Annotated in this window: 15 protein-coding genes; 8 read left to right on the plus strand and 7 right to left on the minus strand. The window is 66.9% G+C overall.

Features of this window, described 5'->3' with window-relative positions:
* Positions 1–5 precede the first annotated feature (5 nt).
* The 3 genes from NP80_RS22430 to NP80_RS22440 all read left to right on the plus strand — a co-directional run bounded on the left by NP80_RS22430 (position 6) and on the right by NP80_RS22440 (position 2,656).
* A complete protein-coding gene (locus tag NP80_RS22430; protein WP_006410239.1) occupies positions 6–1,196 on the plus strand; it encodes a tetratricopeptide repeat protein in 1,191 nt (396 codons plus the stop codon).
* A 244-nt stretch (positions 1,197–1,440) separates the two neighbouring features.
* A complete protein-coding gene (gene mscL / locus NP80_RS22435) occupies positions 1,441–1,872 on the plus strand; it encodes a large conductance mechanosensitive channel protein MscL (RefSeq protein WP_006402712.1) in 432 nt (143 codons plus the stop codon).
* A 337-nt stretch (positions 1,873–2,209) separates the two neighbouring features.
* Positions 2,210–2,656: a hypothetical protein gene (locus NP80_RS22440; RefSeq protein ID WP_006402711.1), complete on the plus strand. Its 447-nt coding sequence runs from the start codon at positions 2,210–2,212 to the stop codon at positions 2,654–2,656.
* A gap of 87 nt (positions 2,657–2,743) precedes the next feature.
* On the opposite strand, the gene NP80_RS22445 is transcribed toward NP80_RS22440, so the two are convergent.
* Positions 2,744–3,634 carry an NAD(P)-dependent oxidoreductase gene (locus NP80_RS22445; RefSeq protein WP_006407661.1) on the minus strand — a complete coding sequence of 297 codons (891 nt, stop codon included), beginning with the start codon at positions 3,632–3,634 and terminating at the stop codon, positions 2,744–2,746.
* 134 nt (positions 3,635–3,768) lie between these two features.
* Between NP80_RS22445 and NP80_RS22450 the strand changes: the two genes are divergently transcribed.
* Both NP80_RS22450 and NP80_RS22455 read left to right on the plus strand, forming a co-directional pair.
* Positions 3,769–3,978: a dodecin gene (locus NP80_RS22450; protein WP_006402709.1), complete on the plus strand. Its 210-nt coding sequence runs from the start codon at positions 3,769–3,771 to the stop codon at positions 3,976–3,978.
* Positions 3,979–4,232: 254 nt separating this feature from the next.
* The gene (locus NP80_RS22455; protein ID WP_006402708.1) at positions 4,233–5,162 is read left to right on the plus strand and encodes a LysR substrate-binding domain-containing protein; all 930 of its coding nucleotides are present in this window, start codon (positions 4,233–4,235) and stop codon (positions 5,160–5,162) included.
* 100 nt (positions 5,163–5,262) lie between these two features.
* Here NP80_RS22455 and NP80_RS22460 read toward each other — a convergent pair whose 3' ends face one another.
* A complete protein-coding gene (locus NP80_RS22460; protein ID WP_006411173.1) occupies positions 5,263–6,675 on the minus strand; it encodes an 8-oxoguanine deaminase in 1,413 nt (470 codons plus the stop codon).
* Between NP80_RS22460 and NP80_RS30190 the strand changes: the two genes are divergently transcribed.
* From NP80_RS30190 to NP80_RS22470, 3 genes are all read left to right on the plus strand, one after another.
* Entirely contained in the window at positions 6,658–7,107 is a 450-nt protein-coding gene (locus tag NP80_RS30190) for a hypothetical protein (RefSeq protein ID WP_172488705.1), read from the plus strand. The genes NP80_RS22460 and NP80_RS30190 overlap by 18 nt on opposite strands.
* 77 nt (positions 7,108–7,184) lie before the next feature.
* On the plus strand, positions 7,185–7,538 hold the full coding sequence (uraH, locus tag NP80_RS22465; RefSeq protein WP_006407665.1) for a hydroxyisourate hydrolase: 354 nt from the start codon (positions 7,185–7,187) through the stop codon (positions 7,536–7,538).
* A gap of 53 nt (positions 7,539–7,591) precedes the next feature.
* Positions 7,592–8,785 (plus strand): urate hydroxylase PuuD, encoded by a 1,194-nt coding sequence (locus tag NP80_RS22470; RefSeq protein WP_006402704.1) that lies wholly within the window; start codon positions 7,592–7,594, stop codon positions 8,783–8,785.
* Between the two features lie 705 nt (positions 8,786–9,490).
* Here the strand turns inward: NP80_RS22470 and NP80_RS22475 are convergent.
* The 5 genes from NP80_RS22475 to NP80_RS22495 form a co-directional block, all read right to left on the minus strand.
* Positions 9,491–10,003 (minus strand): ureidoglycolate lyase, encoded by a 513-nt coding sequence (locus NP80_RS22475; RefSeq protein ID WP_006411175.1) that lies wholly within the window; start codon positions 10,001–10,003, stop codon positions 9,491–9,493.
* Positions 10,000–11,013, minus strand: coding sequence for an allantoicase (gene alc, locus NP80_RS22480; protein WP_006402701.1), 1,014 nt, complete (start codon positions 11,011–11,013; stop codon positions 10,000–10,002). Before alc ends, NP80_RS22475 begins: the two co-directional genes overlap by 4 nt.
* Before the next feature lie 69 nt (positions 11,014–11,082).
* Positions 11,083–11,604 (minus strand): 2-oxo-4-hydroxy-4-carboxy-5-ureidoimidazoline decarboxylase, encoded by a 522-nt coding sequence (gene uraD / locus NP80_RS22485; RefSeq protein ID WP_006407669.1) that lies wholly within the window; start codon positions 11,602–11,604, stop codon positions 11,083–11,085.
* Positions 11,601–12,554, minus strand: a complete 954-nt coding sequence (gene puuE, locus NP80_RS22490) for an allantoinase PuuE (RefSeq protein WP_006402699.1) — start codon at positions 12,552–12,554, stop codon at positions 11,601–11,603. The genes uraD and puuE overlap by 4 nt, the downstream gene beginning before the upstream one ends.
* A gap of 147 nt (positions 12,555–12,701) precedes the next feature.
* Positions 12,702–13,538 (minus strand): aspartate/glutamate racemase family protein, encoded by an 837-nt coding sequence (locus tag NP80_RS22495; protein WP_006411170.1) that lies wholly within the window; start codon positions 13,536–13,538, stop codon positions 12,702–12,704.
* Positions 13,539–13,548: the final 10 nt, after the last annotated feature.

Raw genomic sequence — 13,548 nt, forward strand, 5'->3', positions numbered from 1 at the left:
CGACCATGAAGAAATCTCTCGCCGCTCTCGGCCTCTCGCTGATGCTGCTGTCGTCCGCCGCATTCGCGGTTCCGTCGCTGCAGCAAGTCGAGCAATCGATCGCGCAGCGCGACTGGCAGCGCGCGGACGCGCAGTTGTCGCAAGTCGTCGACGCGCATCCGAACAACGCGCACGCGCGCTATCTGTATGCGCAGGTGCTCGATCGCGAAGGCCGCGCGGCCGACGCGCTCGTGCAGTTGCAGCGCGCGAAGACGCTCGATCCGCAATTGCGCTTCACCGACGCGTCGCGCTTCGCGCAAACCGAAGCGCGGATTCGTGCCGATGCGTCGCGCACGACCGGCAACGTGCCGTCGGCTACGCCGTCCGGTTCGCTGCAATCGTCGCTCGCGCCGTCGTCCGCACCGGCCGTCAAGCACGGGCCGTCGACCACGATGTGGATCGGTCTCGGCCTGCTCGTCGCGGTGATCGCGCTGGTACTGCGCTGGACGCTGCGGCGCGCGCGCTCGGCCGGCGACACGCGCGCCGACGACGAACGGCGCGCGCAGCTCAAGCGCGCAACCGACGTGCTGAACGACATCCGGCCGCTGAAGCTCGACGCGAAGCTCTCGACGTTGCCGGGCGCGGCCGCCCTCGCCGGCGAACTCGACGCGATCGAAGCCGATGCGCGCACGCTCGTCGAATCGCTGTCGAACGGCAAGAATCCGGTGCCGCCGTACCGGATCGACGAGCTCGAGCAGCGTCATGCAAGCGTGAAGGCGCGCGTCGAAGGCCGCCCCGATCCGGCCGCGCAGCCGGCCGCACCGGGCAACGGCAGCGGGTCCGTGTACGCGCAGGAAGCCGATCGCGTGACCGGCGCGCAAGGCCAGCCGTATCAGCAACAGCCCTACCCTCAGCAACCGTATCCGCCGCAGCCGTATCCGCAACAGCAGCCGCCCGTCGTGATCCAGCAAGGCGGCGGTTTCGGCGGCGGCATGGGCGGCCTGCTGACCGGCGTACTGCTCGGCGAAGCGATGTCGGGCGGCCGCGATCGCGTGATCGAACGCGACGTGATCGTCGACGACGAGCGTCGCCGCCAGCAGAATGCGGACCCGGGCTTCGATCTCGGCCGCGGCGACGATTCGAACTGGAGCGACGGCAACGGCGGCGGTGTCGATCTCGGCAGCAACGACGACGGCTGGAGCGACGACAACACCTGAGCGCAGCAACCGATCGGCTCGGCGTTGCACAAACGGGGCGTCCATGCCATGCATGGCGCCCCGTTCTCGTTGATGGCGCGCGCACCGCCCGTCGATTTGTCAATCATTTCAAGATGGACTACCGGCAAGCGGGCGCGTTCGCTATCATGCGACCATCGGTGTGCCACCGACCCTTTATTCGACGCCCCGCCCCGCCGTGCGTCCCGGCACGCCTTCCCCCGCCCCAACCAGGAGAAAGCCGCTCATGAGCATAATCAAGGAATTCAAGGAGTTCGCCGTCAAGGGCAACGTGATGGATCTCGCCGTCGGCGTGATCATCGGCGGCGCGTTCTCGAAGATCGTCGACTCGGTCGTGAAGGATCTGATCATGCCGGTCATCGGCGTGCTGACCGGCGGTCTGGATTTCTCGAACAAGTTCGTTCTGCTCGGCACCGTCCCCGCATCGTTCAAGGGCAATCCGGATTCGTTCAAGGATCTGCAGGCCGCGGGCGTCGCGGTGTTCGGCTACGGTTCGTTCATCACCGTGCTGATCAATTTCATCATCCTGGCCTTCATCATTTTCCTGATGGTGAAATTCATCAACAAGCTGCGCAAGCCCGCGGAAGCCGCACCGGCCGCAACGCCGGAAGACATCGTGCTGCTGCGCGAGATCCGCGATTCGCTGAAGCAGCGCTGATCGCGCCCGTCGCGCTCACCCGAACGGCCCGCTCTCGTGCGGGCCTTTTTCTTGCGCACCTGCGACGGCGACCGCGTGCGGTGCATCGCACTTTTTTGTGACAGGCGAACGCACGCGCGCGGAAAGCAGGTCTATGATGGAGACTAACGACAGTACAGGCGCCGAGACGCTGGCTGTGTCGATCGTGGCAAGCGGGTCGACGGGAGGCATCGATCGTCGTACCGCACGAATGCTGCATTTTCGTGTGCTATAACGGATCGGCATGCGGCGTACATAGCCGGGAGTGGGTCGCATGAAAGTGCCGCATTTCTTGCAATTGTTTTTGAGGCGAGTGTTTATGTCCTTCCCGAAAAAACGTCGACGTGCGCAACAGGACGGCCAGGAATCGTTCCTCGCGGTATTGCGCCATTCGAAGCCGTTCGCGCAGCTCGACACCAAGATTGCCCGCGCCCGCGCGCAGGACGAGCCCGTCCTCTACGCGCACGTGCTGCCCGGCCTCGACGTCCTGCTATGCAGCGTGCGCGGCGCGCAACCGCCGTATCCGGCGATCGCCGATTTGCGCAAGCGCTGCATCGAGTCGATTGCCAATGCGCTCGAGCAACCGCTCGACGGCCTCGAAAACGGCGGATACTGGTACGAAGCGAACGGCTTCGGCTTCCTCGTCTTCGCGAGCCGCGCCCGCGCACGTATCCTGCCCGAATTTGGTGCAGGCACGAAAGCGAGCCTGCGCGGCGGTCTCGGCCGGCAGAACGCCGGCGACACGACACCTCGCTCCCTCGGCTGAACCGCCAACGATTCGATGGGCCGCCTCCGCGCGGCCCATCGGCCGTCTGCACACGCCGCGCGCGCAACGCGCGGCGTGCGGCCTGCGTCAGCGCGCGTGGCGTCCGTTCTGCGGGCGCACGATGTCGATGAACGCCGCGAAGTCCGCGCTGGCGAGCCCCTGTGCGGCGCCGAGCCGCAACACCTGCTGGACCGTCGCCGATACGGGCATCACCGCGCCCGTGTCGCGCGCGGCGTCGGCGATTGCATCCACATCCTTCTGGAACGTGCCGAGCGCGCCGATCGGCGCGTGCGCGCCCGACGTCATGCGCGGCACGAAGGTCTGCAGCAGCACCGAGTCGGCCCAGCCGCCGGCGAGCGCTTCGGCGAGGCGCGCCGCATCGATGCCGCTTGCCTGCGCGAGGCCGACCGCCTCGGCGATTGCCGTGACCGTGGCCGTCACGATCGCCTGATTGCAGAGCTTCGCGGTCTGCCCGGCGCCGGCATCGCCCATGTGCGTGATGCGCGACGCGTACGTGTCGATCAACGGCCGCACCGCATCGAGATCGGCCGCACGGCCGCCCGCCATCACGGCGAGCGTGCCGGCCTGCGCACCCGGCACGCCGCCCGACACCGGCGCGTCGACCCAGCCGACGCCGAGCGCAGCCGCGCGCGCCGCATAGTCGCGCGTCGCGGCCGGCGCAATGCTCGAATGATCGACGATGCGCTGCAGCCGCCGGGCCGACGCGTCGCCCGCGAGCAGGCCATCGGCGCCGAATACGACGTCGCCGACCGCGCGCGTGTCGAGCACGCAGACGAATACCGTCTCGACACGCTGCGCGAGTTCACGCGGCGTATCGACGACCTGCGCGCCTTCCGCCGCGAGCGCCTCCGCCTTCGCACGCGTCCGGTTCCACACGCTGACGCGATGCCCGGCCGCCAGCAGATGCCGAATCATCGGCGCGCCCATCAATCCCGGTCCGCAAAATCCGACTTCCACGATTGTCCTCGTCTCCGATAAGGGTTGCACTTGCCGCCCATCATACCTATCACTCAAGAAGCCGGACACGCGCGACGCCGCTTCGGGCGCGCGGCTTGCGCCGGCGCTGTCACCGACATTCCAGGGAGTGCATCATGAGCGACCACGTCTACAAGTTGATCGAGCTGACCGGTTCGTCGCGGCAATCGTGCGACGACGCGATCCGCAACGCGATCTCGAAGGCCGGCAAGACGCTGCACAACCTCCACTGGTTCGAGGTGACCGACACGCGCGGCCACATCGAAGGCGACCAAGTGATCCACTGGCAGGTGACGCTGAAAGTCGGCATGCGTCTCGACGACTGACCGGCGCCCCGCGACACACCGCGCCACACCGCGCCACACCGCTACACGCGCTTCGCCGCACCGCTGGACGCTCACCGCCGCATGCCCGCGGCGGCGTGCGCCGCGTCCGTTTCTCCCTCCGTTCCGGCCGCGGCCGCGGCCCGAACGGCGCCCGTCTGCGGGTATCCATCTCTTGACGCTGGTTTTCGTTCATATTAAAAACCATATACCCCAAACGCCCCTCGATCAGCCCAGACATATAAACCGGAGAAATCATGAGTCAGCAACGCGAGGCGATCGACACGTACCTCTTGCGCGTCTTGCACACCCTGTTGATGGAGCGCAGCGTCACGCGCGCGGCCGTCAAACTGAATCAGTCGCAGCCGGCCATCAGCGCCGCGCTGCGACGCCTGCGCGACATCACCGGCGATCCGCTGCTGGTGCGCGGCAAGTCCGGCATGGTGCCGACCGAATACGGGCTGCGCCTGCTCGAGCCCGTCCAGAACGCATTGCGCGAAATCGAACGGATCAAGTTCCAGCAGCACAACTTCGATCCGGCCACGTCGATCCGCTGCTACCGGATCGGCTGCCCCGACTATCTGAACGTGCTGTTCGTGCCGACCGTCGTCGAACGCTTCCGCCAGGCCGCGCCGAACGCGACGCTCGAGTTCCATTCGCTCGGCCCCGCGTTCGACTACGAACTCGCGCTCGAGGACGGCAAGCTCGACATCGTCGTCGGCAACTGGCCGGAGCCGCCCGAGCAGCTTCACCTGTCGAACCTGTTCGTCGACGAGATCGTCTGCCTGATGAGCAACACGCACCCGTTCGCGAAACGCGGCGGGCTGACGCTCGACCAGTACCTGAACGCGCCGCATCTCGCGCCGACGCCGTACTCGGTCGGTCAGCGCGGCGCGATCGACGTGCATCTCGCGCGCGAGCGGCTCAAGCGCCACGTCGTCGTCACGCTGCCCTACTTCAATCTCGCGCCGTACGTGCTCGTGAAGTCGGACCTGATCTTCACGACGACGCGGCTGTTCGCCGATCACTACGCGAAATTCCTGCCGCTGTCGGTCGTGCCGGCGCCGCTCGATTTCCCGCCGATGCAGTACTACCAGCTCTGGCACGAGCGCTGCCACTACTCGGACGAGGTGCGCTGGCTGCGCGGCCTCGTCGCCGAAGCGACGCGCACGCTGATCGAACCGTAAGCGGCCGCGCGCCAAACGCCGTGCACCTCGCGCGTGCACGCGCCGCACGTCGTGCGTCGTGCTGCGGTCGCGGCGGTGGCCAAGACCGCCGCCGCGCCGGCTAGCGCGATGCTTCGACGAGCATCTTCGCGAGCGCGTTGTGACGTTCGATCACGGGCGGCAGATCGAGCGTCGCGAGCCGCCCTTCACGCACGACCACCTTTCCGTTCACGACCGTATAGGCGGTCTGCGACGGCGCACAGAACACGAGCGCCGCGACCGGATCGTGCAGCGCGCCCGCGAACAGCGGCTGACGCAGGTCGAACGCCGCGAAGTCGGCGGCCATGCCCGGCTTCAGCGCGCCGATGTCGTCGCGGTTCAGCACCTTCGCGCCGCCGAGCGTCGCGATCTCGAGCGCTTCGCGCGCGGTCATCGCATCGGGGCCGAAGCCGACCCGCTGCAGCAGCAGCGCCTGCCGCACTTCGGCGACCATCTGCGCGCCGTCGTTCGATGCCGAGCCGTCGACGCCGAGCCCGACCGGCACACCCGCGAGCCGCATCTTCTTCACCGGCGCAATGCCGGACGCGAGCCGCATGTTCGAGCACGGACAGTGCGCGACGCCGGTGCCCGTGCGCGCGAACAGGCCGATGCCCGCGTCGTCCAGCTGCACGCAGTGCGCATGCCAGACGTCGTGGCCGACCCAGCCGAGATCTTCCGCGTATTCGGCCGGCGTCATCCCGAACTTCTCGCGGCTGTACGCGATGTCGTTGACGTTCTCGGCGAGGTGCGTGTGCAGCGACACGCCGTACTCGCGCGCGAGCAAGGCGGCGTCGCGCATCAGGCCGCGGCTCACCGAAAACGGCGAACACGGCGCGACCACGACGCGCAGCATCGCGTAGCGGCCTTCGTCGTGATAGGTCTCGATCAACCGCTGCGCGTCGCGCAGGATGTCGGGCTCGCGCTCGACGACAGAATCCGGCGGCAGCCCGCCGTCGCGCTGGCCGACGCTCATCGCGCCGCGGCTCGCGTGAAAGCGCATTCCGATTCGCTGTGCGGCCGCGATGCTGTCGTCGAGCCGGCTGCCGTTCGGATAGATATACAGATGGTCGCTCGACGTCGTGCAGCCTGACTGCAGCAGCTCGGCCATCGCGGTCAGCGTCGAGACTTCGATCATCTCGGGCGTCAGGTTCGCCCAGATCCGGTACAGGTTCGTGAGCCAGCCGAACAGCTCGGCGTTCTGCGCGGCCGGCACCGCGCGCGTGAGGCTCTGATACATGTGATGGTGCGTGTTCACGAGCCCCGGAATCACGAGATGGCCGCGCAGATCGAGCACCTCGTCCGCGGTATCGGGCAACTCGGCGCTCGGGCCGACCGCGACGATCCGGTTGTCTTCGATGTAGAGCCCCGCGTCGCGCAGTTCGCGCCGCGTGTCGTCCATGGTCACGAGCACGTCGGCGTGCTTGACCAGCAAGGTGGTCGGGCGGGATGGGGAGGATTGCGGCGCGCGTGCGCCGGCGTGCTGCTCGAGGTTCATGCGTTCTCCGCGTCGGTGTACCCCCGACCGCTTGCGGGGGCGCTCACAAAGCCGTTCGAACGCTGCGTCGCGGCACGCTCCGGTGCCTGCGTCCGTTCGAACGCCCTGGCCCGGTTACCCGGCGTGCTCGCCGTCTTCGGGGTGCGGCGCCGGCCGTCGGCCGACGCGCACGGCGGGAGGATCGCCGATGCGCGCGCCGCGCACAATGCGCGACGACGAATACCGGGCTTCACGGTCGCGATATGGTACGCCGCGCAGCGGCCCCGCGGCGGGCCGCACCCGCGCGCGGCGGGCCGCGCCGGCAAGGCGTCGACAGCCGGTCATGCGCGGCGCATTATCTTTGCTATCGCGCGCGTATTTGCCGCAGGAACCTTCTTACAATGCCTGCACGGCGCTCGCTTCAACTTCGCCGACGGGTATGTAGCCACGTGACGTGGAGCCTCGATCCGCCGCACTGTCATTGGATCGAGCCGCCGCCGAACATCGCATTCACACAAGGACAATTGCGAATGGGAAAGCTCACTACCCACGTACTCGATACGGCGAACGGTCGTCCGGGCGCCGCACTCAAGGTGGACCTCTACGCGCTGGACGGCGACTCGCGCCGCGCGATCAAGACCGTGCTGACCAATAGCGACGGCCGCTGCGACGAACCGCTGCTCGAAGGCGCCGCGCTCACCGCCGGCGAATACGAGCTCGTGTTCCATGCCGGCGACTACTTCGCGTCGCTCGGCGTGAAGGTGCCCGAACCCCGTTTCGTCGACCGCGTCGTGCTGCGTTTCGGCATCGCCGATCCGGGCGCGCACTATCACGTGCCGCTGCTCGTATCGCCGTGGTCGTACAGCACCTATCGCGGCAGCTGACACACGCATCGGCTGCCCGCATCAAGACAACGATCTGAGTCTGGAGGAGTTTCATGGAAGGCTTCATCACCGACTGGCTGAACCTCGCGCTGCGATGGCTGCACGTCATTGCAGCGATCGCGTGGATCGGCGAGTCCTTCTACTTCGTCGCCCTCGACAACAGCCTGAAACCGCCGACCGACGCGAACCAGCGCAAGCGCGGCGTGTTCGGCGAGCTGTGGCACGTGCACGGCGGCGGCTTCTACAACATGCAGAAGTACACGGTCGCGCCGCCGGAAATGCCCGAAGACCTGCACTGGTCGAAGTGGCCGTCGTACACGACGTGGATGTCGGGCTTCTCGCTGTTCTTCGTGCTGTACCTGCTCGCGCCGAACACCTATCTGATCGACAAGAGCGTGCTCGACATGGGCCCGGTCGTCGCCGTCGCCTCCGCGCTCGGCTTCCTGATGGCCGGCTGGATCGTCTACGACTCGCTGTGCCGCCTGCTCGGCACCAACGATCGCGTGCTCGGCATCTGTGTAGGCATCTACGTCGTCGTCGCGGCCTACCTCGCGTGCCATATCTTCGCCGGCCGTGCCGCGTATCTGATCGTCGGCGCGATGCTCGCGACGATCATGTCGGCGAACGTGTTCTTCGTGATCATTCCCGGCCAGCGCAAGATGGTCGACAAGATGCTCAAGGGCGAAGAGCCGAATCCGATCTACGGCAAGCGCGGCAAACAGCGCTCGGTGCACAACACCTACTTCACGCTGCCGGTCGTGTTCGCGATGCTGTCGAACCACTACGCGATGACGTACGCGAACAAGTACAACTGGGTCGTGCTCGTGCTGATCATGCTGGCCGGCGCGCTGATCCGCCAGTTCTTCGTGATGCGTCACCGCGGCCAGCAGCTGTGGTATCTGCCGCTCGGCGGCGTCGCGCTGATGGCCGGCGCGCTGGTGTGGACGATGCCGAAGCCGGTCGCGCCGGAAGCGCAGGCGGCGAACGCACCGAAGATCGCCGTCAAGGACATCATGCCGATCCTGCAGCAGCGCTGCGTCGAGTGCCACTCGTCGAAGCCGACGCTGATGGGCAGTGCGCCTGCCGGCGTGATGTTCGACACGCCGGACGAAGTGTCGAAGAACGCGCAGCGCATCTACGAGCAGGCCGTGCGACTGAAGACGATGCCGATCGGCAACGTCACGCACATGACCGACGACGAGCGGACCAAGCTCGCCGCGTGGTTCGAGGGTGGCGCGGTGAAGTAAGCCGCCGCGCGCCGGGCGACGAACGAAGCTCGGCGCGATCCTCTCCGTTCTCGGGGCCCGGAAACGGGCCCGTTTTTTTGCCGGCGGCGTTTGCGGCAAATGTGCTGCGGGCGGTTGTCGACGTGTCGTGCCGTGTCTTGGCGTGATCGTACGCAGCAATACGTCGTATGCACGCCACGCGACGCTCGCATCCGCGACCGCGAGACTTCGTCCGCAAGCCATTCGCGCCAGGCGACGATGCGCCGATCGCCAAACGACGGCTTCGGATACACGACGCGATACGCGGCGTCGGCGCCACTGCTACAACCAAGTCGAACCGGCACACGAGCCGGCTGTCCGCGATGCACGCGCGATCATTCGCAGCGGCCCGAGGCAGCCGCTGCATCCTCCGTCGCCGCCTACACGATGTGACTCGAATCCGGCAACGCGATGCAGTGGCCCGCATCGAAAGGGGCCACGCCCGCTGCAGCGATTCACGACAACCGGTGCGATCACATTGCGCCGCCGACATCGCAATTCACATTGCGAGGCACGCGATGCAGCAGCTCGCGCGCGCCTCGCCATCGTGCCGCACGATCGCGACGACGGGATACGCCCATACGAACGAGGAACCCTCTGTCGCACCATAACGCCACACATGGCACGCATAAAAAAACCCGCGCGAATCGCGCGGGTCCATGTATCGCACTACGATCGACCAACCACTCAGGCCATCACTGCGTCGAGCGCCTCCTCGGTCAGCCACAGCGATTCGCGCAGATCCTGCTCGTTCAGATTCAGCCCGTCACCGCCACGATCGACGACGATGAAGTCGCTGACTTCGCCGAGCGCGATCAGTGGATGATGCCAGACGCCTTTCGCATAGTTCACGCCCTGCCATCCGCTCGTCACGAACGCACGAATCTTCGACTCGTCGAGATCGCCCGCGGGCGCGACGACGATCAGATACGGCCGGTCGTTCAGCGGCACGAAGGCCTGGCTGCCGAGCGGATGCCGCTCGAGCATCTTCACTTCGAACGGCAGCGTGCGCGGCTGACCGCGGAACAGGTTGATCAGCGTGCGCCCGCCTTCGTCCTCGACGTCGACTTTCGCGAGATCGTGAAAGCGGATCGTCGTGCCGAGATTGATCGGGATCTGCTTGGCGCCTTCCGTCTCGATCACGTCGCCGAACGGCGCGAACGCTTCCTTGGTCAGCGGTTCGATGGTCAGCGTCTTCATTTGTCGAGCGTCCCCCACAGGCGCAGGCGCGACACGCCGCCGTCCGGAATGATGTTGAGCCGCACGTGCGTGATCGGCCCGAGCGACGCGATTTCCTGTTCGAAGTAGTGCTGCTTGTCCATCTGCAGCTTCTGCTCGCCGAGCAGCACCGGCCAGAACATCGACTGCGTGATCAGCGAACTGTCGGTGCCGCCCGACACGTACGCGGCCTGAATCGAGCAGCGGTCCGGATAGTTGCCCTTGAAGAACGCCGTATCGACTTCGATGCGGCGAATCACGCCCGGCTGCGCGAGCGCGATGATCGCCCAGTCGTTGCCGGGCTCGCGGCGGCGACGCGTTTCCCAGCCGTCGCCCATGTTCACGCCGCGGCCGGGCAGCAGCATGTTCGATGCGGCGCCGAAGTGCTGGTTGTTCGCGGCCACCACGTAGCCGCCGTTTTCCATCGCCGCGAGATCGAACTGCTCGGTCGCGCTCGCGCCGGCCCAGTCGAGCTGCGGCTGGCCGTAGACGCGCAGCCGTGCGATGCCGCCGTCCGGATAGATGTTCACGCGCAGATGCGTGAACGCGCGCACGTCGGTGGTTTCGACGTAGTGGTGGCTGTTGCCCTGCAGTGCCGTCGACGCGACGATCTCGACCCATTCGGTCGCATGCGTCGGCGCGCCGTCGGCCACGTATGCGGCCTCGATCGACGCGGCCGGCGGGAAGTTGCCCGTGAAATGGCTCGTGTCGATGTCGACACCCTTGATTACGCCGGGCCGCGCGAGCTTGACGATGCACCAGTCGTAGCCGGTCGTGCGCTTCCGGCGCGTTTCCCAGCCGTCCATCCACTTGCCGTGATCGTCGTACTTGCCGGGGATGAACACCGCCGGCTCGGGGTTCAGCATGCGCTCCTTCGGCGCGAAGAAATCGTCGCTGGCCTCGAGCGCCTGCGCACCGAGACGCGGATCGGCGAGATTCACGTAGCGCCGCGTGAAATCGGGTGCATCGGGATCGAGAAGCGGGAGGGCCATGATGTTTCCTTGTCAGTGATGCCAGTGATGCGTGGAGGCCGCTGCCACGCAGCAGGCCGTGTTGCGGTGTCAGGCGTCGATCAGGTCGTCGAGGCGGAAGCGCGCGATCCGGTAGATCTGGTCGAGACTCGTGCGCAGTTCCTCGTCGCGCGAATGATTCACGCGCTTTTCGAAATTCGCGATGATCCCGTGCCGATCGTAGCCGCGCACGGCGAGGATGAACGGGAAGCCGAACTTCTCGCGATACGTGCGGTTCAGCGTCTGCAGCTTGTCGAATTCTTCCTGCGTGCACTGGTCGAGGCCCGCGCCGCTTTGCTCGCGCGTCGACTCGGCCGTCAGTTCGCCGCGCACCGCCGCCTTGCCGGCGAGCTCCGGGTGCGCGTTGATCAGCGCGAGCTGGCGTGCGTCGCCGCCCGCCTCGACCGCGCCCGACATCGCCTTGTGCAGCGCGTCGACGCTCTCGAACGGACGGTCGGCCGCGACCGCTTCGGCGACCCACGGCGAATGCTCGAAGATCCCCGACAGCGCCGCGACGAATGCGCCCGGCGCCATCGTGTTCAGTTGTTCCAACGTGTAACGCATCGCCTTCATGCTTTCCCTTCGTTTTGATGATTGGGCTGATACGGATGATGTTCACGCCAGTGACGCGCGATATCGACACGGCGCGTCACCCATACGCGGTCGTGCTTTTCGATGTGATCGAGGAAGCGCTGCAGCGCACGGAACCGGCCCGGCCGGCCGAGCAGGCGGCAGTGCATGCCGATCGACATCATCTTCGGCGCTTCGTCGCCCTCTTCGTACAGCACGTCGAACGCGTCGCGCAGATAGTGGAAGAAGTGGTCGGCCGTGTTGAAGCCTTGCGGCGTCGCAAAACGCATGTCGTTCGTGTCGAGCGTGTACGGGACGATCAGCTGCGGCGTCGTGCCGCCGTTCGACACCGCGACGTCCATCCAGAACGGCAGATCGTCGCCGTAGTAGTCGGAGTCGTACAGGAAGCCGCCGTATTCGGCGACGAGGCGATGCGTGTTCGGGCTGTCGCGGCCCGTGTACCAGCCGAGCGGGCGCACGCCCGTCACGCGTTCGATCGCTTCCATGCCGAGCCGCATGTGCTCGGCCTCGAGCTCCGGCGTCGCGTTCTGATAATGGATCCAGCGCCAGCCGTGGCACGCGATTTCATGGCCCAGCTCGACGAATGCGCGCGCGACTTCCGGATGACGCTCGATCGCCATCCCGACGCCGAACACCGTCAGCGGCAGCCCGCGCTTCTCGAACTCGCGCAGGATTCGCCATACGCCGACCCGCGAACCGTATTCGTAGATCGACTCCATGCTCATGTGACGATCCGGATACGCGGCCGCGCCGACGATTTCGGACAGGAACTGCTCGGAGCCCGGATCGCCGTGCAGCACGCAGTTCTCGCCGCCTTCCTCGTAGTTCAGCACGAACTGCACGGCGACACGGGCGCGCCCCGGCCAGTTCGCCTGCACGGGATGACGGCCGTAGCCGATCAGGTCGCGAGGATAGTTGGAATCGTATGCCATGGTTCGAAGTGCGACGAAAGCTTGCTGAAATTATGGGTTCGCACCGCCCGCGCAACGCCGGAAGCCGGCTGCACGGGCCGATGCGACGACGGCCCAGTGTAGCGAAAACGCCCATACGCGCCCATACAGCGGCGCAGATAGTGCATGTCAGACGGCGTGTATGTGCGGTTGCGGCAAATCGGGCGCCGGCTCCGCTGCGGCCGCCCCGCTTCGCGCGCCTGCGCCGGCCGGCGACGCCGCGAGTGCGTCGTTCGGCGGACTGAAGCGCGCGAACTCGCCGTCGTAGCGCTTCGGCAGCGGGCGCGCGTAATCGCCGCGCTTGGCCGTCGCGAGGCGCAGCGCGACGAGCGCCTCCGCCCACTTGACGGCCGCGGTCACGCCCTCGACGACCGGTGCGCCGATCTGCTGTTCGATCTCGTGCGCGAACTCGGCCATGCCCGCGCAGCCGAGCACGATTGCGTCCGCGCCGTCCTCCTCGAGCGCGCGCCGGCATTCGTCGACGATGATCTTGCGCGCGGCCGAGCCGGGCCGGTCGAGCTCGAGCACCGCGACGTCGGTCGCGCGCACGTTGCGGCAGAACCGCTTCATCCCGTAGCGCTCCGCGAGGTGCCACGCCATGCCGCACGTGCGCGCGAGCGTCGTGACGACCGAAAAGCCCGGTGCGAGCACGCTCGCCGCATGCATCGCGGCTTCGGCGATCCCGATCACGGGGCCGCGCGCGAGTTCGCGCGCCGCGTAGAGGCCCGGATCGCCGAAACAGGCGATCACGTACGCGTCGACACCGTCGCGTTCGCCCTGCGCGATCTCGGCAAGCAGCCCGGGCGTCGCGAGCGCCTCGTCGTAATAACCTTCGATCGACGGCGGACCCATCGTCGGGCTCACCGCGACGATCTGCGTGCCGGGCGCCGCGACTTCGCGCGCGCAGCGGCCCATCGCGTCGGTCATCCGCTGCGTCGTATTCGGATTGATCAGCTTGATCTGCATGGCGCGCTCC

This window comes from Burkholderia multivorans ATCC BAA-247, assembly GCF_000959525.1.
Taxonomy (GTDB): domain Bacteria; phylum Pseudomonadota; class Gammaproteobacteria; order Burkholderiales; family Burkholderiaceae; genus Burkholderia; species Burkholderia multivorans.

Bases quoted from the DNA above. Each gene is read 5' to 3' on its own strand.
- NP80_RS22455 (WP_006402708.1), top strand. From the start codon at position 4,233: ATGAGTCAGCAACGCGAGGCGATCGACACGTACCTCTTGCGCGTCTTG.
- NP80_RS22440 (WP_006402711.1), top strand. From the start codon at position 2,210: ATGTCCTTCCCGAAAAAACGTCGACGTGCGCAACAGGACGGCCAGGAA.
- uraD (WP_006407669.1), bottom strand. From the start codon at position 11,604: ATGAAGGCGATGCGTTACACGTTGGAACAACTGAACACGATGGCGCCG.
- NP80_RS22460 (WP_006411173.1), bottom strand. From the start codon at position 6,675: ATGAACCTCGAGCAGCACGCCGGCGCACGCGCGCCGCAATCCTCCCCA.
- puuE (WP_006402699.1), bottom strand. From the start codon at position 12,554: ATGGCATACGATTCCAACTATCCTCGCGACCTGATCGGCTACGGCCGT.
- NP80_RS22430 (WP_006410239.1), top strand. From the start codon at position 6: ATGAAGAAATCTCTCGCCGCTCTCGGCCTCTCGCTGATGCTGCTGTCG.
- mscL (WP_006402712.1), top strand. From the start codon at position 1,441: ATGAGCATAATCAAGGAATTCAAGGAGTTCGCCGTCAAGGGCAACGTG.
- NP80_RS22475 (WP_006411175.1), bottom strand. From the start codon at position 10,003: ATGAAGACGCTGACCATCGAACCGCTGACCAAGGAAGCGTTCGCGCCG.
- alc (WP_006402701.1), bottom strand. From the start codon at position 11,013: ATGGCCCTCCCGCTTCTCGATCCCGATGCACCCGATTTCACGCGGCGC.
- NP80_RS22450 (WP_006402709.1), top strand. From the start codon at position 3,769: ATGAGCGACCACGTCTACAAGTTGATCGAGCTGACCGGTTCGTCGCGG.
- uraH (WP_006407665.1), top strand. From the start codon at position 7,185: ATGGGAAAGCTCACTACCCACGTACTCGATACGGCGAACGGTCGTCCG.
- NP80_RS22495 (WP_006411170.1), bottom strand. From the start codon at position 13,538: ATGCAGATCAAGCTGATCAATCCGAATACGACGCAGCGGATGACCGAC.
- NP80_RS22470 (WP_006402704.1), top strand. From the start codon at position 7,592: ATGGAAGGCTTCATCACCGACTGGCTGAACCTCGCGCTGCGATGGCTG.